The organism is Pseudomonas peradeniyensis (genome assembly GCF_014268935.2).
GTDB lineage: Bacteria > Pseudomonadota > Gammaproteobacteria > Pseudomonadales > Pseudomonadaceae > Aquipseudomonas > Aquipseudomonas peradeniyensis.
In genome coordinates this window covers 552,595-572,206 of record NZ_JABWRJ020000003.1, presented here as the reverse complement: position 1 = coordinate 572,206, position 19,612 = coordinate 552,595, and the positions used below count along the sequence as shown (strand labels likewise).

At 64.5% G+C, this 19,612-nt stretch carries 19 protein-coding genes; 15 read left to right on the top strand and 4 right to left on the bottom strand.

The window, feature by feature from the left end; genetic code table 11:
- Window positions 1–204: 204 nt before the first annotated feature.
- The 3 genes from HU751_RS17450 to HU751_RS17440 all read left to right on the top strand — a co-directional run bounded on the left by HU751_RS17450 (window position 205) and on the right by HU751_RS17440 (window position 2,900).
- Entirely contained in the window at window positions 205–1,737 is a 1,533-nt protein-coding gene (locus HU751_RS17450) for a trypsin-like serine peptidase (RefSeq protein WP_186731693.1), read from the top strand.
- 166 nt (window positions 1,738–1,903) lie between these two features.
- The gene (locus HU751_RS17445) at window positions 1,904–2,278 is read left to right on the top strand and encodes a hypothetical protein (protein WP_186731694.1); all 375 of its coding nucleotides are present in this window, start codon (window positions 1,904–1,906) and stop codon (window positions 2,276–2,278) included.
- 160 nt (window positions 2,279–2,438) lie between these two features.
- Window positions 2,439–2,900 (top strand): Lrp/AsnC family transcriptional regulator, encoded by a 462-nt coding sequence (locus tag HU751_RS17440; protein WP_028689050.1) that lies wholly within the window; start codon window positions 2,439–2,441, stop codon window positions 2,898–2,900.
- A 16-nt stretch (window positions 2,901–2,916) separates the two neighbouring features.
- On the opposite strand, the gene HU751_RS17435 is transcribed toward HU751_RS17440, so the two are convergent.
- Window positions 2,917–3,207 (bottom strand): DUF3077 domain-containing protein, encoded by a 291-nt coding sequence (locus HU751_RS17435; protein WP_028689051.1) that lies wholly within the window; start codon window positions 3,205–3,207, stop codon window positions 2,917–2,919.
- Between the two features lie 456 nt (window positions 3,208–3,663).
- Between HU751_RS17435 and HU751_RS17430 the strand changes: the two genes are divergently transcribed.
- From HU751_RS17430 to HU751_RS17380, 11 genes are all read left to right on the top strand, one after another.
- Complete coding sequence (locus tag HU751_RS17430; RefSeq protein ID WP_186731695.1) at window positions 3,664–4,026, top strand: toxin; 363 nt, start codon at window positions 3,664–3,666, stop codon at window positions 4,024–4,026.
- Window positions 4,004–4,318, top strand: a complete 315-nt coding sequence (locus tag HU751_RS17425; RefSeq protein WP_096049206.1) for a helix-turn-helix domain-containing protein — start codon at window positions 4,004–4,006, stop codon at window positions 4,316–4,318. The genes HU751_RS17430 and HU751_RS17425 overlap by 23 nt, the downstream gene beginning before the upstream one ends.
- A 160-nt stretch (window positions 4,319–4,478) precedes the next feature.
- Window positions 4,479–6,161: a flavin monoamine oxidase family protein gene (locus HU751_RS17420; protein ID WP_050703494.1), complete on the top strand. Its 1,683-nt coding sequence runs from the start codon at window positions 4,479–4,481 to the stop codon at window positions 6,159–6,161.
- A gap of 16 nt (window positions 6,162–6,177) precedes the next feature.
- Window positions 6,178–6,960, top strand: a complete 783-nt coding sequence (locus HU751_RS17415) for a carbon-nitrogen hydrolase family protein (RefSeq protein WP_186731696.1) — start codon at window positions 6,178–6,180, stop codon at window positions 6,958–6,960.
- A gap of 52 nt (window positions 6,961–7,012) precedes the next feature.
- Complete coding sequence (pqqF, locus tag HU751_RS17410; protein WP_186731697.1) at window positions 7,013–9,328, top strand: pyrroloquinoline quinone biosynthesis protein PqqF; 2,316 nt, start codon at window positions 7,013–7,015, stop codon at window positions 9,326–9,328.
- A gap of 170 nt (window positions 9,329–9,498) precedes the next feature.
- Window positions 9,499–9,570 carry a pyrroloquinoline quinone precursor peptide PqqA gene (gene pqqA, locus HU751_RS17405; RefSeq protein WP_003243383.1) on the top strand — a complete coding sequence of 24 codons (72 nt, stop codon included), beginning with the start codon at window positions 9,499–9,501 and terminating at the stop codon, window positions 9,568–9,570.
- A gap of 77 nt (window positions 9,571–9,647) precedes the next feature.
- The gene (gene pqqB / locus HU751_RS17400; protein WP_186731698.1) at window positions 9,648–10,559 is read left to right on the top strand and encodes a pyrroloquinoline quinone biosynthesis protein PqqB; all 912 of its coding nucleotides are present in this window, start codon (window positions 9,648–9,650) and stop codon (window positions 10,557–10,559) included.
- A gap of 21 nt (window positions 10,560–10,580) precedes the next feature.
- Window positions 10,581–11,324, top strand: a complete 744-nt coding sequence (gene pqqC / locus HU751_RS17395) for a pyrroloquinoline-quinone synthase PqqC (protein ID WP_186731897.1) — start codon at window positions 10,581–10,583, stop codon at window positions 11,322–11,324.
- Window positions 11,321–11,596: a pyrroloquinoline quinone biosynthesis peptide chaperone PqqD gene (gene pqqD, locus HU751_RS17390; protein WP_186731699.1), complete on the top strand. Its 276-nt coding sequence runs from the start codon at window positions 11,321–11,323 to the stop codon at window positions 11,594–11,596. The genes pqqC and pqqD overlap by 4 nt, the downstream gene beginning before the upstream one ends.
- Window positions 11,568–12,716 (top strand): pyrroloquinoline quinone biosynthesis protein PqqE, encoded by a 1,149-nt coding sequence (gene pqqE, locus HU751_RS17385; protein WP_186731700.1) that lies wholly within the window; start codon window positions 11,568–11,570, stop codon window positions 12,714–12,716. The genes pqqD and pqqE overlap by 29 nt, the downstream gene beginning before the upstream one ends.
- Entirely contained in the window at window positions 12,697–14,508 is a 1,812-nt protein-coding gene (locus HU751_RS17380; RefSeq protein ID WP_186731701.1) for a S9 family peptidase, read from the top strand. Before pqqE ends, HU751_RS17380 begins: the two co-directional genes overlap by 20 nt.
- A 141-nt stretch (window positions 14,509–14,649) precedes the next feature.
- Here the strand turns inward: HU751_RS17380 and HU751_RS17375 are convergent, their stop codons facing one another.
- Both HU751_RS17375 and HU751_RS17370 read right to left on the bottom strand, forming a co-directional pair.
- Window positions 14,650–14,808, bottom strand: a complete 159-nt coding sequence (locus HU751_RS17375; RefSeq protein WP_009681539.1) for a YqaE/Pmp3 family membrane protein — start codon at window positions 14,806–14,808, stop codon at window positions 14,650–14,652.
- A 157-nt stretch (window positions 14,809–14,965) separates the two neighbouring features.
- Complete coding sequence (locus HU751_RS17370; RefSeq protein WP_186731702.1) at window positions 14,966–16,243, bottom strand: aspartate aminotransferase family protein; 1,278 nt, start codon at window positions 16,241–16,243, stop codon at window positions 14,966–14,968.
- 208 nt (window positions 16,244–16,451) lie between these two features.
- Here HU751_RS17370 and HU751_RS17365 point away from each other — a divergent pair, with 208 nt between their 5' ends.
- Complete coding sequence (locus HU751_RS17365; protein WP_186712661.1) at window positions 16,452–17,375, top strand: LysR family transcriptional regulator; 924 nt, start codon at window positions 16,452–16,454, stop codon at window positions 17,373–17,375.
- Between the two features lie 385 nt (window positions 17,376–17,760).
- Here the strand turns inward: HU751_RS17365 and HU751_RS17360 are convergent, their stop codons facing one another.
- A complete protein-coding gene (locus HU751_RS17360) occupies window positions 17,761–19,539 on the bottom strand; it encodes an acyl-CoA dehydrogenase C-terminal domain-containing protein (RefSeq protein ID WP_186731703.1) in 1,779 nt (592 codons plus the stop codon).
- Between the last annotated feature and the right edge of the window lie 73 nt (window positions 19,540–19,612).

Below are 19,612 nucleotides of genomic sequence, written 5' to 3'. Positions count from 1 at the left end.
GTACATCCCCGCCAAGTTTCCTGTTGTCACCTGGTATTTTTGCCAGATGTCCAACGCTGCCTAACTTGTTAAACCTGAAGCACCGCAATATTGCGCTGACAGAAAGTTACAACCATCAGGCGATTACGTTGTTAATTCGTGCCTGACCTGTGCTCCAGACCGGACGGAAATTCAGCGCCTATTCAATGTTATCGGGAGGCTGGCTTGGACGACTCAATTGGCAAAACATGGATGCGTTTGGCGGCGATAGCGGCGTTGGTATCGAGCATGGCCGCCTGTGCCCCCCCAGCACAAACCCCACCCACCATCATGCCAGGAGCCGCTCAAAGCAACGCGCCCTTGCTGCGCTCAACCGATCCGGGGGCTGAGCGTTTCATCCCAGTTGGCAAACTTCGTACTGGTACTGGCAGCTACAACTGCACGGCAAGTTTGATCGCGGGGGCGGACACGCCCGCTCCGGATCGTCCGGCGCTGATACTGACGGCCGGACATTGCGTCGAAGAATCTGATGACAATACCGTCATTGTTGATCGACCGGGAGAGAAGGCCTGGTCATTTACACCTGCCTTTTTCATTGATACCCAGCCAAAACATGTATCGTTTGGCATTGCCCGAGTGGTGTATGCCACGATGAAAGACGTGGATCTGGCAGTGCTGCAGTTGGATGCGACCTACGGTGACCTGGCATTACACGGCGTATTCCCACTGCGCCTTGCGACAGCGACCACTTCACCGGAAACGCCTGTCGAGTTGACACACATTCCGGTGACAGGCGTGCCGACTGAGGAGCAATTCCTGAGGTACTCGCAGTGTCGAGCGAATGCGCATCAGTTCATTTTCGAGGCCTATATTCCGTGGCGATGGTCTAAAGCCATCCCCAATGATTGTCAGGGTGTTGCTGGCGGCACCTCCGGTTCACCGATGTTTGTACAGGATGGCAAGGACGTGATTGCGGTGCTGAACACCACCGCGACACCGGGTTATGTGGGGTGTGGCCCTGGTCGCCCCTGCGAGCTGACAAGTGAGGGGCTTCCTGTCCCCCGTGAAGGAAGCAGCTACGCGATCCCCGTGGAACGCTTGGCCCTGGCCCTGAAGGCCGATAGCACGGTGGACCTGAGCAGGCTCGATTCCGGGCTTGGGGTGACGTTGACCCGAACAACGACGAACTGGTCGACACGAAACACCGAAGAGGTCGACGGCGAACTTGTGCCAGCTCGATGGAACCTGAAGGTCGGCAGCACGGATGGTTTCGACCTCGTGCGTTACAAGATCGGATTGGCCAATTCGACCAATTGCGCCGACATCGATGGATACAGTACGCCAACCCCCATCGAGGAACAGCCGCTGATCGAACAGCCAATGCCCAGGCAGGAAGGGATCTATACCGCCTGTGTCATTGGCGGAAGAGCGAACGGTACTTGGCAATTGCCAAGTAATGCGACCGTCCGATTACGACGGATCGATGAGACGCCACCCGCCATGGCGCCCAGGATTTCAGAACGCGAGCTTGGCGGACAACTCGAGGTGAGGCCTGAATATGTCCCGTGGGAAGTAACTAATCTGCGCGTGAAATACGGTCCAGCCGCTGTTGTAGATTGCGATACACCAGACGGTTACGGACGCCATCGAAATAATCACTGGTACCCCGTGGAAAACCAATCCGAACCGTGGAGATTCTGTGCACACGGCGTCGACTCTGCCGGCAATGCAGGCCCCGCCGTGACCCGTGATTTCTAGTCAACAGAGTCGCCTTCATGGGTTCAGGCCGATATGTGCATGATGTCCGGCGCAGCGGCAAAGTGCCTTTAGCACACCCGTTCTATTTCGCAGCCCATGCCTCGTTTCTAGAATTCCTCCATCGCTTCGGCACCGGGTCGGAGCCCAGTGATCGAGGGAACGTCACATGAACATCCAAGGAACGCTTGGGGCCCTGCTCATTGCCCCCATGCTGGTAACACTTGCCGGTTGCGTGGCGCCGGGTTCCTACAACCAGGGCCAGCAGCCCAGCCAGATGGCCGGCGGCAATGCGCCCTGCACGCCCAGCGCGACCGACAACCTGATTTCCACCGGCCGCAGCCTGCTGAGCATCGCCAACTCGGTGCTGGAAACCAAGCACAGCATGAATGGCACCTCGGCCACCTATGACCAGCGCATGCAGTTGGCGGAGAACGCCCAGAAGGTCAACCAGGGCAACCAGATGCTCGACAACGTCGAAAGCATGACCGCAGGCCTGAAGTCGCCTTGTGCCACCACGGCGCAGACCAGCGCCGCACGCTGACGCAACCCACCGACAGCCTTGGGGCAGACACCTTCAGTGTCTGGCCCAAGGCTGCTGGCATAGCGTGACTTCACCACACGCCTGCTTCGAATATTCCACCCGCCTCTTTCTCATCGCCCCCAGGCTGGCTAGGCTAGTGCACCCTATGCCGAGACTCGCCATGCCAGACGCCCGCGCCATCACCCTCGACGAAATCGACCGCCAGTTGATCGCCCTGTTGCAGATCAACGCCCGCGAAAGCGTCGCCACCCTCGCCCGCCAGCTGGGCATCGCCCGCACCACCGTGAACTCGCGCCTGGCGCGGCTGGAGAAGAGCAAGGTCATCACCGGCTATGGCGTACGCCTGGGCCAGCGCCTGCTGGGCGGCGGACTGCAGGCTTACGTGGGGATCAAGGCGCAGCCGCGCTCGGGCAAGGACATCGTGCGTCGCCTGGGCGCCATGGGCCAGGTACAGCAACTGTGCGCTGTGAGTGGCGAGTTTGATTATGTGGCGTGGCTGAACAGTGATTCGCCAGAGCAACTGGACCAGTTGCTCGACCAGATCGGCAGCCTGGATGGGGTGGAGAAGACCACCACATCGATCATTCTCAGCAGCAAGGTGGACCGCGGCCAGCCGGGCTGACCACAGCCCCCGACCATCAAGCCTCCATCGCGTCGAGCAGCCCTTCCAGCAGCGCGCGTACCGTTTCCGCCGAATGCAGGATCGACCAGATCATCGCCCGCCCCGCCTCGGGGGCATGGTGCTGGGCGTAGTCGTCGGCGATTTCCTGGATGGCCCGGGCCAGCATGCTGGCGTGGACCAGGGCGTCGGCGGCATCCACGCCGGGACGCACGGTGAAGATGGGGGGATGGCTGGACTGGCAGGAGCAGAAGGACTGCTCGGTGGTCGGGTTCAGGGCGAGGGGTGGGTCGGGGACGATCTTTTTCATGGGTATTGCCTCCATTACCGGCTTAAGGAGGCCACCACGCAACCTTCTCACGGGAATGGGTGGCAGCCATGCGCGGGGTGAGAACCGGCGAAGTTGGAGGCTACATTCCGGCCAGGCAGAACCTGCCCGCGCACAGCTGCCATGACAGCATGCCTCCAATTTGATCGCCGGGTTCTCACGCCCGATCACCGAATAGGCGGTGACCGGCTGAAGTTAACCGCGAAGACTTACCCGCACAGCCAGACCGGAGCGACAGGACTTGTAGGATAGGTCTCGTTAAATTTCCCGTCTGTAGGAAATGGTCTGACAAACAAAGACCTACCCGCCGCCCCAATGACATATCCGGCAACCCTCCCCTGCCACCACGCCCTCAATCCACGCTTAGGCTGATGACAGCCCGCCCTATTGACGTAGCGGCGACCTCATCACAAACTATACGTGGATCACGTACAAAACATGGACGCCCTATTTGTCGAATTGCCCGCTTTCGAGCGCTTTCGCAGCCAGTATCTGGACGATGAAGATTTTCGGTCTCTACAACGCGTACTGCTTCTGCATCCCCATGCAGGTGACGTTATCAAGGGCACGGGTGGCCTCAGGAAGATGCGCTTCGCCGATGCACTGCGCCAAAAAGGCAAGCGAGGCGGCACCCGGATCATCTACTACTGGTGGCAGGCCGGGCTGCAATTCTGGCTTTTCACGCTGTACGGAAAGGAACTCCAGGATGATCTGACACCGCAGCAACGCCAGGTTTTGAAGAACCTGCTTGAACGCGAATACCTGATGAGGACGACCAATGCCACGCAACATCTTCACTGAACTCACCGAAGGCTTCGACGCCCTCGCCGATGAGCGCGCCGGCAAACTGACCCTGCGCTCGCACAAGGTGACCTTCGAGGAGCTTGCCCCGCTGGCCCCCAACGAACTGACCGAACTGCGCCAGCGCCTGAACATGTCCCGGGCGGTGTTTGCCGCCTACCTGCGGACCAACGCCCGCACCCTGGAGAGCTGGGAACAAGGCCGCTCCAAACCCAACGCCCAGGCTGTGGCGCTGATTCGACTGGTGCAGAAGTACCCTGAAACCGTCGAGCACCTGGCATCGCTGAGCTGATTCGTCAGTATTGAATAAATATGAATCATTAAGACGAAACAAAGCACATAACGACGCCACTCTGCACCTTAATAACGAACACCCCACTTCATAAAATGGCCACCAGGCATTCTCTATACTCAGGCTCCGCCCCCTGCGCAGCCCCTGGCAAGGTCATTACATGAACAAGAAAAACCGCCACCCCGCCGACGGCAAGAAACCCATCACTATCTTTGGCCCCGACTTCCCGTTCGCCTTCGACGACTGGCTGGAGCACCCGGCCGGCCTGGGCAGCATTCCCAAGGAGCGTCATGGTGAAGAGGTGGCGATCGTCGGTGGCGGCATCGCCGGGCTGGTGGCGGCCTACGAGCTGATGAAGCTGGGCCTCAAGCCCGTGGTGTACGAGGCCTCCAAGCTGGGTGGCCGGCTGCGCTCGCAGGCGTTCAACGGCACCGACGGTATCGTCGCCGAACTGGGCGGCATGCGCTTCCCGGTGTCGTCCACGGCGTTCTACCACTACGTCGACAAGCTCGGCCTGGAGACCAAGCCCTTCCCCAACCCGCTGACCCCGGCTTCGGGCAGCACGGTCATCGACCTGGAAGGCCAGACCTACTACGCCGAGAAATCCGCCGACCTGCCGCAGCTGTTCCACGAAGTGGCCGACGCCTGGGCCGACGCCCTGGAGAGCGGCGCGCAGTTCGGCGATATCCAGCAGGCCATTCGCGACCGCGACGTACCGCGCCTCAAGGACCTGTGGAACAAGCTGGTACCGCTGTGGGACGACCGCACCTTCTATGACTTCGTCGCCACCTCGCGCTCGTTCGCCAAGCTGAGCTTCCAGCACCGCGAAGTGTTCGGCCAGGTGGGTTTCGGCACCGGCGGCTGGGACTCGGACTTCCCCAACTCGATGCTGGAAATCTTCCGCGTGGTGATGACCAACTGCGACGATCACCAGCACCTGGTGGTCGGCGGCGTCGAGCAGGTGCCGCAGGGCATCTGGCGCCATGTGCCGGAACGTTGCGCCCACTGGCCGGCCGGCACCAGCCTCAGCGGCCTGCACGGCGGCGCGCCACGCACCGGGGTCAAGCGCATCGCCCGGGCCAGCGATGGTCGCCTGGCGGTCACCGACAACTACGGCGACGTGCGCCACTATGCGGCAGTGCTCACCACCTGCCAGAGCTGGCTGCTGACCACCCAGATCGACTGCGAGGAGTCGCTGTTCTCGCAAAAAATGTGGATGGCCCTGGACCGCACCCGCTACATGCAGTCGTCGAAGACCTTCGTCATGGTCGACCGGCCGTTCTGGAAGGACAAGGACCCGGAAACCGGCCGCGACCTGATGAGCATGACCCTCACCGATCGCCTGACCCGCGGCACCTACCTGTTCGACAACGGCGACGACAAGCCGGGGGTGATCTGCCTGTCCTACGCCTGGATGAGCGACGCCCTGAAGATGCTGCCGCACCCGACCGAGAAGCGCGTGCAGCTGGCCCTCGACGCACTGAAGAAGATCTACCCCAAGACCGATATCGCCGGGCATATCATCGGCGACCCGATCACCATCTCGTGGGAGGCTGACCCGCACTTCCTCGGCGCCTTCAAGGGCGCGCTGCCGGGCCACTACCGCTACAACCAGCGCATGTACGCGCACTTCATGCAGCAGGACATGCCCGCCGAACAGCGCGGCATCTTCATCGCCGGTGACGACGTGTCGTGGACCCCGGCCTGGGTGGAAGGCGCGGTGCAGACTTCGCTCAATGCGGTGTGGGGTATCATGAACCACTTCGGGGGCCAGACCCACCCGGACAACCCCGGCCCGGGCGATGTGTTCCACGAGATCGGCCCGATCGCCCTGGCCGACTGAGCGTAGGAGTAGCGTCATGCGCATCGCCCTGTTCCAGGGCACGCCCAAGCCGTTGGACGTGCCCGGCAATCTCGAGCGCCTGCAGCACCAGGCCCAGCAGGCAGCCGCCCAAGGCGCGCAGTTGCTGGTGTGCCCGGAGATGTTCCTCAGCGGCTACAACATCGGCCTGGACCAGGTGGAACGCCTGGCCGAGGCCGAGGACGGCCCCTCGGCCATGAGTGTCGTCGAGATCGCCCAGGCGCACCGGATCGCCATCGTCTACGGCTATCCGGAACGGGCCGAGGACGGGTCGATCCACAACAGCGTGCAACTGATCGATGCCCATGGCCGCAGCCTGTGCAACTACCGCAAGACCCACCTGTTCGGCGAGCTGGATCGCTCGATGTTCAGCCCGGGCGCCGATCACTTCCCGGTGGTCGAGCTGGACGGCTGGAAGGTCGGGCTGCTGATCTGCTACGACATCGAATTCCCGGAGAACGCCCGGCGCCTGGCGCTGAACGGTGCCGAGCTGATCCTGGTGCCGACAGCGAACATGGCGCCGTACGATTTCGTCTGCCAGGTGACCGTGCGCTCGCGGGCGCAGGAGAACCAGTGTTACCTGGTGTACGCCAACTACTGCGGCAGCGAGGGCGAGATCCGGTATTGCGGGCAGAGCAGCATCGTCGGGCCGGATGGCGATGTGCTGGTGATGGCCGGGGACGAAGAGAGGCTGTTGCTGGCGGACCTGCAACGCGAGCGGGTACTGAAAGGGCGGGAGGCGTTTCCTTACCTGGCGGACCTGCGTCGGGATCTGCATTAACAGCGAAAAGACCAGACCAGACAACCTCGGCATTGCGCGCTAGCATGGCGTCATGTCCGACGCCATTCGCCACCTCACCCTCGCCAACGGCCTGCACCTGACCCTGCGCCACGCCCCACGCCTCAAGCGTGCGGCGGCGGCGTTGCGGGTGCATGCCGGCAGCCACGACGCACCCGCGCGCTGGCCGGGCCTGGCGCATTTTCTCGAACACCTGTTCTTCCTCGGCAACAGGCGTTTTCCGCTGGACGACGGCCTGATGCGCTACGTCCAGGGCCTGGGCGGCCAGGTCAACGCCAGCACCCGCGAACGCACCACCGACTTCTTCTTCGAAGTGCCCCCCGCGGCGCTGGCCAGTGGGCTGGAGCGTCTGTGCCAGATGCTCGCCGAGCCGGACTTCGCCATCGAACGCCAGCGCCGCGAGCGTGAGGTGATCCATGCCGAGTTCATCGCCTGGTCACGCAACCCCGAGGCCCAGCGCCAGTTCGCCCTGTTGCAGTCGGTGTCGGCACGCCATCCGCTGAGCGGCTTTCACGCCGGCAACCGGCACAGCCTGCCGCTGGAAAGCCAGGCTTTCCAGCAAGGGCTGAGGCAGTTCCACCATGACTTCTACCAAGGCGGACAACTCACCCTGAGCCTGGCTGGCCCGCAGTCGCTGGATGAACTGGCGCACCTGGGCAGGCAGTTCGGTGGTCTGTTCGCAAACGGCGCACGCGTCGCCCGGGTACAGCCACCCGCCTTGCTCGGCGCGCCATTGCACCAACCAGACGCCTGGGGCAACCGCCACGACCTGCTGTTCGCCCATGACGGACTGCCGGACGGCGCGGAGCAAGCGCTCGAACTGCTGCTGGACCAGCTCACCGACAGCCGGCCCGGCGGTTGGCTGGATGCCTTGCGCCAGCGCGGCTGGCTGCAGGGCTGCAAGGCGCAACAACTCCACGCCCATGCCGGGCAGTTGCTCTGGCATGTCCAGCTGCAGCTGTCAGACCAGGCCTGCCTGGACAAGACCCGGGAGTTGCTGCACGGCTGGCTGGGTTTTCTGCGGCAACAGGACCACAAGCTGCTGAACGACCGCTTCACCCGCCTGCAGCAACGCCATGAACAAGCCGCCAGCGCACTGGAACTGGCCCAGCGCGACAGTGCCGACCGACCTTTCGCAGGGCTCGGGAGACAAGGTCTGGAAACCTTCGCTGCACTGCTGTGGGACTTGCCTTCCTCGGATGCCGGCGACTGGCAATTGCCCCCCGATGAAGCGCTGCTGGCAACCGAACTTCCCATGATCAACACGCCGTTGCCAGCTGGACTTGGTCTCGGTGACTGCCTGCCGCCCTCTCGCCAGTTTGCGAGCTTCGACCTGCGTTGGCACATTCCTTCGCCGCTGCGTCAGCGCATGCAAGTCGTTCTGCAACACAGTCTGCAACCCCTGCGCGAGCGTGCCGATCAGGCAGCGTTGCGACTGGGCTTCGAGGCCATTGGCGATTACTGGCAGTTGCGCCTCGCGGGGCATCCACTGGCCGTGATCAATGCCACGCACGAGGCCCTGACCTTGCTGCGCGCGCCAGCCCGGGAGCATTGGTACTCGCCAGCGGCAGCCGAAGCGCCGCTGATACCGATCCGTGCGCTGCTGAAGGCACTGCCGGACGCCTTACTGAAGGGTGAAGAGCAACCGCTGCCGGCCTGCACCCTGGACCAGTCGCAGCTCGACGCACTCTGGCAGCAGGCGCGCTGGCAGGGATTGGCGCAGGGGTTCACCCCCGCCCAACAGGGCGCCCTGGGCACGGCACTGCAAGGCCTCATGGGACAACCGATCGCCCCCTCGCCAGCGCGCCCGATCCTCGGACGCCACTGGCGGCAGGTCCCGACTTCGGGCAGCGAGCCTGCGCTGTTGCTGTTCTGTCCGCTGCCGGCTGATCTGCAGGCCGCCGGTCGACTGCTCGCCCAGGTGTTGCAAGGCCCGTTCTACCAGCGCCTGCGCGTCGAGCTGCAGCTGGGTTACGCAGTATTCAGCGCCTTTCGTCAGATCGAAGGCTACGGCGGGCTGCTGTTCGGCGTGCAATCGCCGCACGCCAGCCACGCACAGATCCTGGACCATCTGCTGGACCTGCTGCGCCCGGGCGTCACGCTGGCCCCAGCGGCGCGAGCGCAGCTGGCCGATCAGTTCGACGAGACAGCGATGACCAACGCCGATGTCACGCAATGGGCCTGGCAGGCACATATCGCGACACACAATGCCGGCCTGTCGCGTATGCGAGGGTCTATCCTCACTGTCGAACAAGGCCAGTTGGATGCTTTGCTCCAGCAGTTGCTCGATGCAAGGCACGGTTGGTTGTGCCTGGCCAATGCCACTGCCCCGGGCACCGAATGGCAATGAAAAAAGGCGGGATTGTTACCGCAAATGCAATGGCGCTTTTCGAAGAATTAACCTTTCGGTACAAATTTTTCTTGTAAGATAGCGCAATCTCGGCCAATGGAACCTCTCCCTCCGGGGAGTACCCAATAGTGAGCCGACCACCCCAAACCCCATCCGGAAGGAGCAAGCCCATGTGGACCAAACCTGCATACACTGACCTGCGTATCGGCTTCGAAGTGACCATGTACTTCGCCAACCGTTAAGCGGCTGCGCGGCTCGACGCCCCGGCCCGCCGGGGCGTTTGCGTTTTTCGGATACGGCTTTCGACTAGAGAGTACCCATGTACATCCAGATCCTCGGTTCCGCCGCCGGTGGCGGGTTCCCCCAGTGGAACTGCAACTGCGCCAACTGCAAGGGCTACCGTGACGGTACCCTGCGCGCCACGGCGCGCACCCAGTCGTCCATCGCCCTGTCCGACGACGGCGAGCACTGGATCCTGTGCAATGCCTCGCCGGACATCCGCGCCCAGCTCCAGGCGTTCGCGCCGATGCAGCCGGCCCGCGCCCTGCGCGACACCGGTATCGACGCCATCGTCCTGCTCGACAGCCAGATCGACCACACCACCGGCCTGCTCAGCCTGCGCGAGGGCTGCCCGCACCAGGTGTGGTGCACCGACATGGTCCACCAGGACCTGACCACCGGTTTTCCGCTGTTCAACATGCTCAGCCACTGGAACGGCGGCCTGGTGTGGAACCGCATCGAGCTCGAAGGCAGCTTCGTCATCGACGCCTGCCCGAACCTGCGCTTCACCCCCTTCCCCCTGCGCAGCGCCGCGCCGCCCTATTCCCCGCACCGTTTCGACCCGCACCCGGGCGACAACCTCGGGCTGCTGGTGGAGGACACCCGCACCGGCGGCAAGCTGTTCTACGCGCCGGGCCTGGGCCAGGTCGACGCCAAGCTGCTGGAGATGATGCACGGCGCCGACTGCCTGCTGGTCGACGGCACCCTGTGGGAGGATGATGAGATGCAGCGCCGCGGCGTCGGCACCCGCACCGGCCGCGAGATGGGCCACCTGGCGCAGAACGGCGCAGGCGGCATGCTCGAGGTGCTGGATGGCTTCCCGCGCCAGCGCAAGGTGCTTATCCACATCAACAACACCAACCCGATCCTCGACGAAGACTCGCCGGAACGCGCCGAAGTGCAGCGCCGGGGCGTGGAAGTCGCCTTCGATGGCATGAGCATCGAGTTGTAAGGAGGCCCTTTGAGCGACGCAATGCCGATGTCCCCTGCCGAGTTCGAGCAGGCCCTGCGCGCCAAGGGCGCCTACTACCACATCCATCACCCCTACCATGTGGCGATGTATGAAGGCCGCGCCAGCCGCGAGCAGATCCAGGGCTGGGTGGCCAACCGCTTCTACTACCAGGTCAACATCCCGATGAAGGATGCGGCGATCCTGGCCAACTGCCCCGACCGCGAAGTGCGTCGCGAGTGGATCCAGCGCCTGCTCGACCACGATGGCGCGCCCGGCGAGGACGGCGGCATCGAGGCCTGGCTGCGCCTCGGCCAGGCCGTGGGCCTGGACCCCGACCAGCTGCGCAGCCAGGAGCTGGTGCTGCCCGGCGTGCGCTTCGCGGTCGACGCCTACGTCAACTTCGCCCGCCGCGCCAGCTGGCAGGAAGCCGCCAGCAGCTCGCTGACCGAACTGTTCGCCCCGCAGATCCACCAGTCACGCCTGGACAGCTGGCCGCAGCACTATCCGTGGATCGACCCGGCCGGCTACGAATACTTCCGCACCCGCCTGGGCCAGGCCCGGCGCGATGTGGAGCACGGCCTGGCGATCACCCTGCAGCACTACACCACCCGCGAGGGGCAGGAACGCATGCTGGAGATCCTGCAGTTCAAGCTGGATATCCTGTGGAGCATGCTCGACGCCATGAGCATGGCCTATGAACTGAACCGCCCGCCGTATCACAGCGTCACAAGTGAGCGGGTCTGGCACAAGGGGATCGCCCTATGAGTTTCGACCGTCAACAGGTGCCCGCCTGGCGCCCCGGCTACCGTTTCCAGTACGAGCCGGCGCAGAAGGGCCATGTGCTGCTCTACCCCGAGGGGATGATCAAGCTCAACGACAGCGCCGGGCTGATCGGCGGGCTCATCGATGGCCAGCGCGATGTCGCGGCGATCATCGCCGAACTCGAGCGGCAATTCCCCGGTGTGCCCGAAGTCGCCGACGACATCGAGCAATTCATGGAGGTGGCCCGTGCCGAACACTGGATCACCTTCGCCTGAGGTGCCGGTGGGCCTGCCGCTGTGGCTGCTGGCCGAGCTCACCTACCGCTGCCCGCTGCAGTGCCCGTACTGCTCCAACCCGCTGGACTTCGCCGAGCAGGGCAAGGAGCTGAGCACCGAGCAGTGGTTCAAGGTGATGGCCGAAGCCCGCGAGATGGGCGCCGCGCAAATCGGCTTCTCCGGCGGCGAGCCGCTGGTGCGCCAGGACCTCGCCGAGCTGATCGGCGAAGCCCGTCGCCTGGGCTACTACACCAACCTGATCACCTCCGGCATCGGCCTGACCGAGCAGAAGATCGCCGCGCTCAAGCAGGCCGGGCTGGACCATATCCAGATCAGCTTCCAGGCCAGCGACGAGCAGGTGAACAACCTGCTGGCCGGCTCGAAGAAAGCCTTCGCGCAGAAGCTGGAGATGGCCCGGGCGGTGAAGGCCCATGGCTACCCGATGGTGCTCAACTTCGTCACCCATCGGCACAATATCGACAAGATCGACCGCATCATCGAGCTGTGCCTGGCCCTGGAGGCCGACTTCGTCGAACTGGCTACCTGCCAGTTCTACGGCTGGGCGCACCTCAACCGCCTGGGCCTGCTGCCGACCCGCGCCCAGCTGGAGCGGGCCGAGCGCATCACCAACGAGTACCGCGACAAGCTCAAGGCCGAAGGCAAGCCGTGCAAGCTGATCTTCGTCACCCCGGACTACTACGAAGAGCGCCCCAAGGCCTGCATGAACGGCTGGGGCAGTCTGTTCCTGACCATCACCCCGGATGGCACCGCGTTGCCCTGCCATGGCGCGCGCCAATTGCCGGTGCAGTTCCCCAATGTACGCGACCACGACCTGCGGCATATCTGGTACGACTCGTTCGGTTTCAACCGCTTCCGCGGCTATGACTGGATGCCCGAACCGTGCCGCTCGTGCGACGAGAAGGAGAAGGACTTCGGCGGCTGCCGCTGCCAGGCCTTCATGCTCACCGGCGACGCCAGCAAGGCGGACCCGGTGTGCGGCAAGTCGCCGGACCATGGCATCATCCTCAAGGCCCGCGAGGAGGCCGAACACGCAACGCTGGAGATCGAACAGATGACCTTCCGCAACGAGCGCAATTCCCATGTCATCGCCCGTGGCTGAGTTCAGCGCCGCCCAGGCGGTGGCCGCCGGCACCGACTTCGCCGAGCTCAAGGTCGGCGCGCAGGGTGTGTTCTGGAACGAGTTCCGCCCCGCCGATGGCGCCTGCCGGATCTGGCACTGGCGCGATCAGCAGGCCCGCTGCCTGACCCCGGACGGGTTCAGTGTGCGCAGCCGGGTCTATGAGTACGGTGGCGGCAGCTTCTGCCTGGGCGGGGACGGGCTGGTGTTCGTCAACGAAAAGGACCAGCAGGTCTACCTGCAGGCCCTGGATGGCAGCCCACCACGCCCGCTTACCCACGCCGACGACTGCCGCTATGGTGATGTGCAGTGGCAGGCCGGCCAGGTGCTGGCCGTCGAAGAGCAGCATGGCGAACAGGTCGTGCATCGCCTGGTGAGTCTCTCGACGGAGCATCGGCAAATCCTGGCCGAAGGGGCCGACTTCTACGCCTCACCCACACTGAGCCCAGACGGCTGCCGACTGGCCTGGATCGAATGGGACCGCCCGGCCCAACCCTGGACCGTCACCCGCCTGATGTGTCGGCAACGCGAACCTTCTGGCGCCTGGGGCCCGGCACGCTGCATCGCCGGGCAGGACGAATCGCTGCAACAGCCTCGCTTCGATGAGCAAGGCCGCTTGTATTGCCTGTCCGACCGCGACGGCTTCTGGCAGCCCTGGGGCGAACTCGACGGCCACTGGCAACGCCTGCCCGCCGCGCCCGCCGACCATGCCGCCGCCCCCTGGCAACTGGGCGCCAGCACCTGGCTGGCCCTTGGCCCCGCCAGCTACCTGGCCAGCTGGTTCGAGGACGGTTTCGGGCAACTGGGGCTGCGCCGCGCCGATGGCGAGGTGGAGCGTTATGCCAGTGCGTATACGCGTTTCCGTAGCCTGGCGCTGGATGACGGACAGCTCTACGCCGTAGCCGCCTCGCCGATCAGCCCAGCGGCCGTGATCGCCATCGACCGGCGCAGCCACGAAGTCCAGGTGCTGGCAGGTGGCGCCGAGGTGCTGCCTGCCGACGACATCAGCCTCCCACAGCCGATTCGTTACGCCAGTGGCGAAGGCTTCGCCCACGGGTTCTTCTACCCTGCCATGCAAAGCACAGGTGGGCCATCGCCACTGGTGGTGTTCATTCACGGTGGCCCGACTTCGGCCTGCTACCCGGTACTCGACCCGCGCATCCAGTACTGGACCCAACGCGGCTTTGCCGTCGCCGACCTCAACTACCGGGGCAGCAGCGGCTATGGTCGCGCCTACCGCCAGGCACTGCACCTGAACTGGGGAGCGAGTGATGTGGAAGATGCCTGCGCGGCGGTCGCCCATCTTGCCGGCCTGGGCCTGATCGACCCCGACCAGGCCTTCATTCGTGGCGGCAGCGCCGGCGGCTACACCACCCTGTGCGCCCTGGCCTTCCGGGACGTCTTCCGTGGCGGCGCCAGCCTGTACGGCGTCAGCGACCCCGAGGCGCTGGGCCGGGCCACCCACAAGTTCGAAGGCGACTACCTGGACTGGCTGATCGGCGCCCCCCGGCGCGATGCCGAGCGTTATCGCCAGCGCACGCCCCTGCTGCATGCTGGGCAGATCAAGGTGCCGGTGATCTTCTTCCAGGGTGAGCTGGACGCGGTGGTGGTGCCGGAGCAGACCCGCAGCATGCTTGAAGCGCTCAAGGCCAATGGCATCGAGGCCGAGGGGCATTTCTACGCGGGCGAGCGGCATGGCTTTCGCCAGGCGGCGAACCTTGCGCATGCGCTCGAGGAAGAGTGGAAGTTCTACTGCCGATTGCTAGGCCGGTAGGGCAAACGTCGTTCCAGGCTTCAACCGGAACGGCGTGGGAGCGGGCTGGCCCCGCGAAGCAGTGCCTGGCACCGGCTTCGCCGGTGTTCGCGGGGCCAGCCCGCTCCCACGCTGATCATGCTTGCAGAGCGGTCTTTGATCTCAGCGCTTGGCGATGATGTACACCGCATGCACGATCCCGGGGATATAACCCAGCAAGGTCAGCAGGATATTCAGCCAGAACGCCCCGCCGAACCCCACCTGGAGGAACACGCCCAGCGGCGGCAGGATGATGGCGATGATGATGCGGATGAAGTCCATGTGCTGCGCTCCTTGAGGGTGTATCAACACAGACTAGCCTCGCTTCGCAGAGGTTCCACCGGGCAAAAAAAACGCCCCGGGCCATGTATTTCAGGCCAGGGGCGATGCGCAGGAACGCCAGACGGTTCGTTGAAATTCTGTTCGCCGGGGCAACCGGTCAGGCCGGCACTTCGCGGCGGTTGTGCTGTTGGGCGTGCAGGCGGGCGAACGCCCGGGACAGGCGCAGGAGCATCTCGTCGATATTACCCTTGCTCACCGTCAGCGCCGGCGAGAACCGCACCACGTCGGCCTGCGGCGCATTGAGCAGCAAGCCCTCCTGCAGCGCGGCCTCGACCAGTTGCGCCGCGCTGTCTTCGCGCAGTTGCAGGCCCCACAGCAGCCCCTGGCCACGCACCTCGCCCTGGCCGTAGCGACCCGCCAGGCGGCTCAGGCCATCGCGCAGGTGCCGGCCACTGTCCAGCACCTGCTCGAAGAAGCCCGCCTCCAGCACGGTCTGCAACACGGCCAGCCCGGCGGCGCTCATCAGCGCGTTGCCATGGTGGCTGCCCTCCAGCTCGCCCGGCTCGGCGCAGCAGGCGCGGCCACGGGCCAGTAGCGCCGCCAACGGCACGCCACCGCCCAGGCCCTTGCCGAGGGTGATGATGTCGGCCCGCACGCCGTAGGATTCTTCTGCCAATAAGGCACCACAGCGTCCTACACCGGTCTGTACTTCATCGAGGATCAGCAAAATCCCCAGTTCACGGCACAGGCGCTCGACACCCTGGAGGTAATCACGGGTGGCCGGGATCACGCCGGCTTCACCCTGGATCGGCTCGAGCATGATCGCCACGGTGCGCGAGTCGACCGCCGCGTGCAGCGCCGTCAGGTCGTTGAACGGCACCTTGCTGAAGCCCGGCAAGCCGGGCTCGCAGCGGTTGCACGGCAGCGGATCGGAAGCCGACAAGGCCCCCAGGGTGCGGCCATGGCAACCCTGGCTGGCGGTGATGATGTGATAGGCGCCGTTGCGGTGCAGCTGGCCCCACTTGCGCGCCAGCTTGATCGCGCCCTCGCAGGCTTCGGCACCGCTGTTGAGCAAGTAGGCCTGGTCGCTGCCGGTGCGCTGGCACAATAACTCAACCAGGCTTAGCAGGCCGCGGCTGTGATAGCCCGCACCGGGGTTGATCAGTGCCTGGGCCTGGTTGCCCAGCGCCTTGACCAGCACGCTCGGGCTGTGGCCGAGGCTATTGACCGCGCAACCCTGGGTGAAGTCCAGGTAGGCGTGCCCCTCGCTGTCCCACAACCAGGAACCCTGGCCACGCACGAACACCTGCGGTGCACGCTCTGTGCCGGGCATCAGCCGCTCGCGGGAGAGCTGCGCGCCGGCCGGCTCGATCACCGGAGCACGCTTGGGCTCGGCGACGGCGGGCGCCGAACGGCGCAGGTTGAACAGGTTCATCGGGGCTCCGGCCAATCACGGGTGGGCGGTCAAGGTTCCGGTCTGGCGCCGGAATCGGATATTTTGCCTTGCCTATCAAAAGTGTTTTTCATCCGGGGTAACAATCGCCTTTATGACCGCTGTAACCCGTTGGAATACGGCGATAGACTAGGCTTACGGTCGATTCGCGGCCATTTCGTTTTTCCAGCTTTTTCGATAAGTATCACTTATGGATTTTCGCCAACTGCGTTACTTCGTCGCGGTCTACGAGGAAGGCCATGTGGGCCGTGCCGCCGAGCGTCTGTCACTGTCACAGCCAGCACTGTCGCAGCAGATCCGCCAACTTGAGCACAGCCTCGACCTGAGCCTGTTCGAACGCAGCAACAAGCGCCTGCTGCCCACGCTGGCCGCCCACACCCTGTACAACCACGCAGTGCCCCTGCTCGATGGCCTGCAACGCGCCCACGAAGCCATGGGCAACTTCAAGGGCCAGTCGCTGCGCACCCTGGCCATCGGCGTGCTACAGACCGTGCGACCAAGCCTGGTGCCGCAGTTGCTGGAGCGGGTGCGCAAGGCCCAGCCGCATCTGGTGGTGCAGATCTATGAACTGTCGGGGTCGGAGATCGAGCGGCGCCTGCTCAATGGCGGCCTGGACATCGGCATCAGCTACCTGCCGCCGCGCCAGCCCGGGCTGCATGGCTTGCTGCTGTACGAGGATGAACTGCAGCTGGTGATCCCCAGGACCCACCCGCTGAAAGACTTCAAGAAGGTCTCGATCCGCCAGGCGGCGGAGCTGCCGATGCTGATGCTCGGCGAGGAGTTCCAGATCCGCCAGATCTGGAAGGCGCAGCTGGCCAGCCAGGGCCGCAGGCCCCAGGTCCAGGCCGAGATGAACAACATGGCGGGGATCCTCGACAGCCTGGCGCACACGGCGCTGGCGACCATCCTGCCGGGCCGGGCCAAGGATGCCGCGCAGGACGACCAGGAACTGCTGTGGAAGCCCCTGAGCGAGCCGCGGGTGCCGCTCAAGGTCGGCCTGGTGTTCCGCGATGCCCAGCGCCAGCAAGCCTCGGTGGAGCTGCTGCGGACCTTGCTGGAAGAGGAAGCCGACCCGCGTCAGCTGGGTGTCTCGCCACTGGACGTGCTCGGCTGAAAAACACGCGCACAAAGAAAACCCCGCCTAAGCGGGGTTTTCCAGACTGTTTCCCTTCGACATCCCTATCATCCCGCCGTCCTGGCAGGAAATCCTTCGTGTCCCTGTTCTATCTTTTCGCGCTTCCTGCGCTACTTCCGTGTAAGGCGTCCTGCTCTGTCCATTGCGCGTCCTGCGCTACGTCCATGTAAGAAAGAGTAACCGTGGATCCAATCTTAGGAAAGAGGCGAAACGTCACCACGTTGTGTAAGCCAAAGCTTACAAAAGCGGTCCATTTATAAACACGCCGCCCTGACAAAGCAAAAGGCCGCCCCTACAGACGGATTGCATCCCCCTGTAGGAGCGGCCTCGGGCCGCGACGGGCTGCAACGCAGCCCCGCAAAGGTCAGAACTGCGCGGCGTCCAGCAGGTACAGCGACTCGCTCCCCGCCTTCACCGATGCCACCAACGAGTGAACCCGTGGCAGCAGGCGCGCGAAGTAGAAGCGCGCCGTGCCCAGCTTGGCACCGTAGAAGTCGGCATCCCCTTCACCGGCCTTGGCCGCCCGCGCCATCAGGGCCCACATGTAGGCGTAGGCGACGTAGCCGAACGCGTGCAGGTACTCGACCGAGGCCGCGCCGATTTCGTTGGGGTTGCCCTTGGCCTGGTCCAGCACCCAGGCGGTCAGCTCGTCAAGTTGCTCAAGGGATGCCGCCAGCGGCTTGGTGAACTCACCCAGCTCGCCGCCGGCGGTGGCGATGAACTGGCGGATCTCGTCGGCGAACAGCGTGTAGTAGGCGCCGCCGCTGGCCACCACCTTGCGACCTACCAGGTCCAGCGCCTGGATACCGTTGGTGCCTTCGTAGATCTGGGTGATGCGCACATCGCGCACCAGCTGCTCCTGGCCCCATTCGCGGATGTAGCCATGGCCGCCGAAGACTTGCTGGCCGTGCACGGTGCACTCCAGGCCCAGGTCGGTGAGGAAGGCCTTGGCCACCGGGGTCAGCAGCGCCACCAGCTCCTCGCTGCGCTTGCGGACCGCGACGTCTTCGCTGTACTTGGCGCTGTCGAGCTGCATCGCCACATAGGTGGAGAACGCGCGACCGCCCTCGGTCAGCGCCTTCATGGTCAGCAGCATGCGGCGCACGTCCGGGTGGACGATGATCGGGTCGGCTACCTTGTCCTTGGCCTGAGGGCCGGTCGGGGCACGGCTCTGCAGACGGTCGCGGGCGTACTCCACGGCGTTCTGGTAGGAACGCTCGGCCGAAGCCAGGCCCTGGATACCGACCCCCAGGCGCTCGTAGTTCATCATGGTGAACATGGCCGCCAGGCCCTTGTTCGGCTCGCCGACGATGTAGCCGACCGCTTCGTCGAAGTTCATCACGCAGGTGGCCGAGCCCTGGATGCCCATCTTGTGCTCGATCGAGCCGCAAGTGGCCGGGTTGCGTGCGCCGAGGCTGCCATCTTCATTGACCAGGAACTTGGGCACCAGGAACAGCGAGATGCCTTTCGGACCCGCCGGGGCATCCGGCAGCTTGGCCAGCACCAGGTGGATGATGTTCTCGGTGAGGTCGTGCTCGCCGCCGGTGATGAAGATCTTGGTGCCGCTGACCTTATAGCTGCCGTCGGCCTGCGGTTCGGCCTTGGTGCGGATGATGCCCAGGTCGGTACCGGCGTGGGGCTCGGTGAGGCACATGGAACCGGCCCAGACGCCGGCGTACATGTTCGGCAGGTACTTTTCCTTGAGCGCTTCACTGGCGTGGGCGTTGATCGACAGGCAGGCGCCGGCGGTCAGCATCGGGTACAGCCCGAAGGCCAGGCTCGAGGCGTTGACCATTTCCTCGACCTGGGCCGAGACGACCTTGGGCATGCCCATGCCACCGAAGAGCGGATCACCGCCAACGCCAACCCAGCCTCCTTCGGCATAGGTCTTGTAGGCGTCGATGAAGCCCGCCGGGGTACGTACCGCACCGTTGTCCCAGTGGCAACCCTCTTCGTCGGCGGCGCGGCTCAGCGGCGCGATGGTCTTGCCGGTGACCTTGCCGGCCTCCTCCAGCACGGCCATGGCCGTGTCCGCATCGACTGCCTCGGCCAGGCCGGGCAGTTGCGACCAGAGCGTGGCCACGTCGAAGACTTCATTGAGGACGAAGCGCATATCGCGCAGGGGCGCTTTATATTCAGCCATGACAACCTCTCGCTATCGGGGTCGGGGCGGCCCGTCGGGGCCGCGGCACTGGGATGACCGCAGTGTAACCGAA

Coding starts and splice junctions, on each gene's coding strand:
- pqqC (WP_186731897.1), top strand. CDS start 10,581: ATGCCGATGTCCCCTGCCGAGTTCGAGCAGGCCCTGCGCGCCAAGGGC.
- HU751_RS17360 (WP_186731703.1), bottom strand. CDS start 19,539: ATGGCTGAATATAAAGCGCCCCTGCGCGATATGCGCTTCGTCCTCAAT.
- HU751_RS17415 (WP_186731696.1), top strand. CDS start 6,178: ATGCGCATCGCCCTGTTCCAGGGCACGCCCAAGCCGTTGGACGTGCCC.
- HU751_RS17420 (WP_050703494.1), top strand. CDS start 4,479: ATGAACAAGAAAAACCGCCACCCCGCCGACGGCAAGAAACCCATCACT.
- HU751_RS17380 (WP_186731701.1), top strand. CDS start 12,697: ATGTCATCGCCCGTGGCTGAGTTCAGCGCCGCCCAGGCGGTGGCCGCC.
- pqqF (WP_186731697.1), top strand. CDS start 7,013: ATGTCCGACGCCATTCGCCACCTCACCCTCGCCAACGGCCTGCACCTG.
- HU751_RS17425 (WP_096049206.1), top strand. CDS start 4,004: ATGCCACGCAACATCTTCACTGAACTCACCGAAGGCTTCGACGCCCTC.
- HU751_RS17435 (WP_028689051.1), bottom strand. CDS start 3,207: ATGAAAAAGATCGTCCCCGACCCACCCCTCGCCCTGAACCCGACCACC.
- HU751_RS17375 (WP_009681539.1), bottom strand. CDS start 14,808: ATGGACTTCATCCGCATCATCATCGCCATCATCCTGCCGCCGCTGGGC.
- HU751_RS17430 (WP_186731695.1), top strand. CDS start 3,664: ATGGACGCCCTATTTGTCGAATTGCCCGCTTTCGAGCGCTTTCGCAGC.
- HU751_RS17445 (WP_186731694.1), top strand. CDS start 1,904: ATGAACATCCAAGGAACGCTTGGGGCCCTGCTCATTGCCCCCATGCTG.
- pqqD (WP_186731699.1), top strand. CDS start 11,321: ATGAGTTTCGACCGTCAACAGGTGCCCGCCTGGCGCCCCGGCTACCGT.
- HU751_RS17365 (WP_186712661.1), top strand. CDS start 16,452: ATGGATTTTCGCCAACTGCGTTACTTCGTCGCGGTCTACGAGGAAGGC.
- HU751_RS17440 (WP_028689050.1), top strand. CDS start 2,439: ATGCCAGACGCCCGCGCCATCACCCTCGACGAAATCGACCGCCAGTTG.
- HU751_RS17370 (WP_186731702.1), bottom strand. CDS start 16,243: ATGAACCTGTTCAACCTGCGCCGTTCGGCGCCCGCCGTCGCCGAGCCC.
- pqqB (WP_186731698.1), top strand. CDS start 9,648: ATGTACATCCAGATCCTCGGTTCCGCCGCCGGTGGCGGGTTCCCCCAG.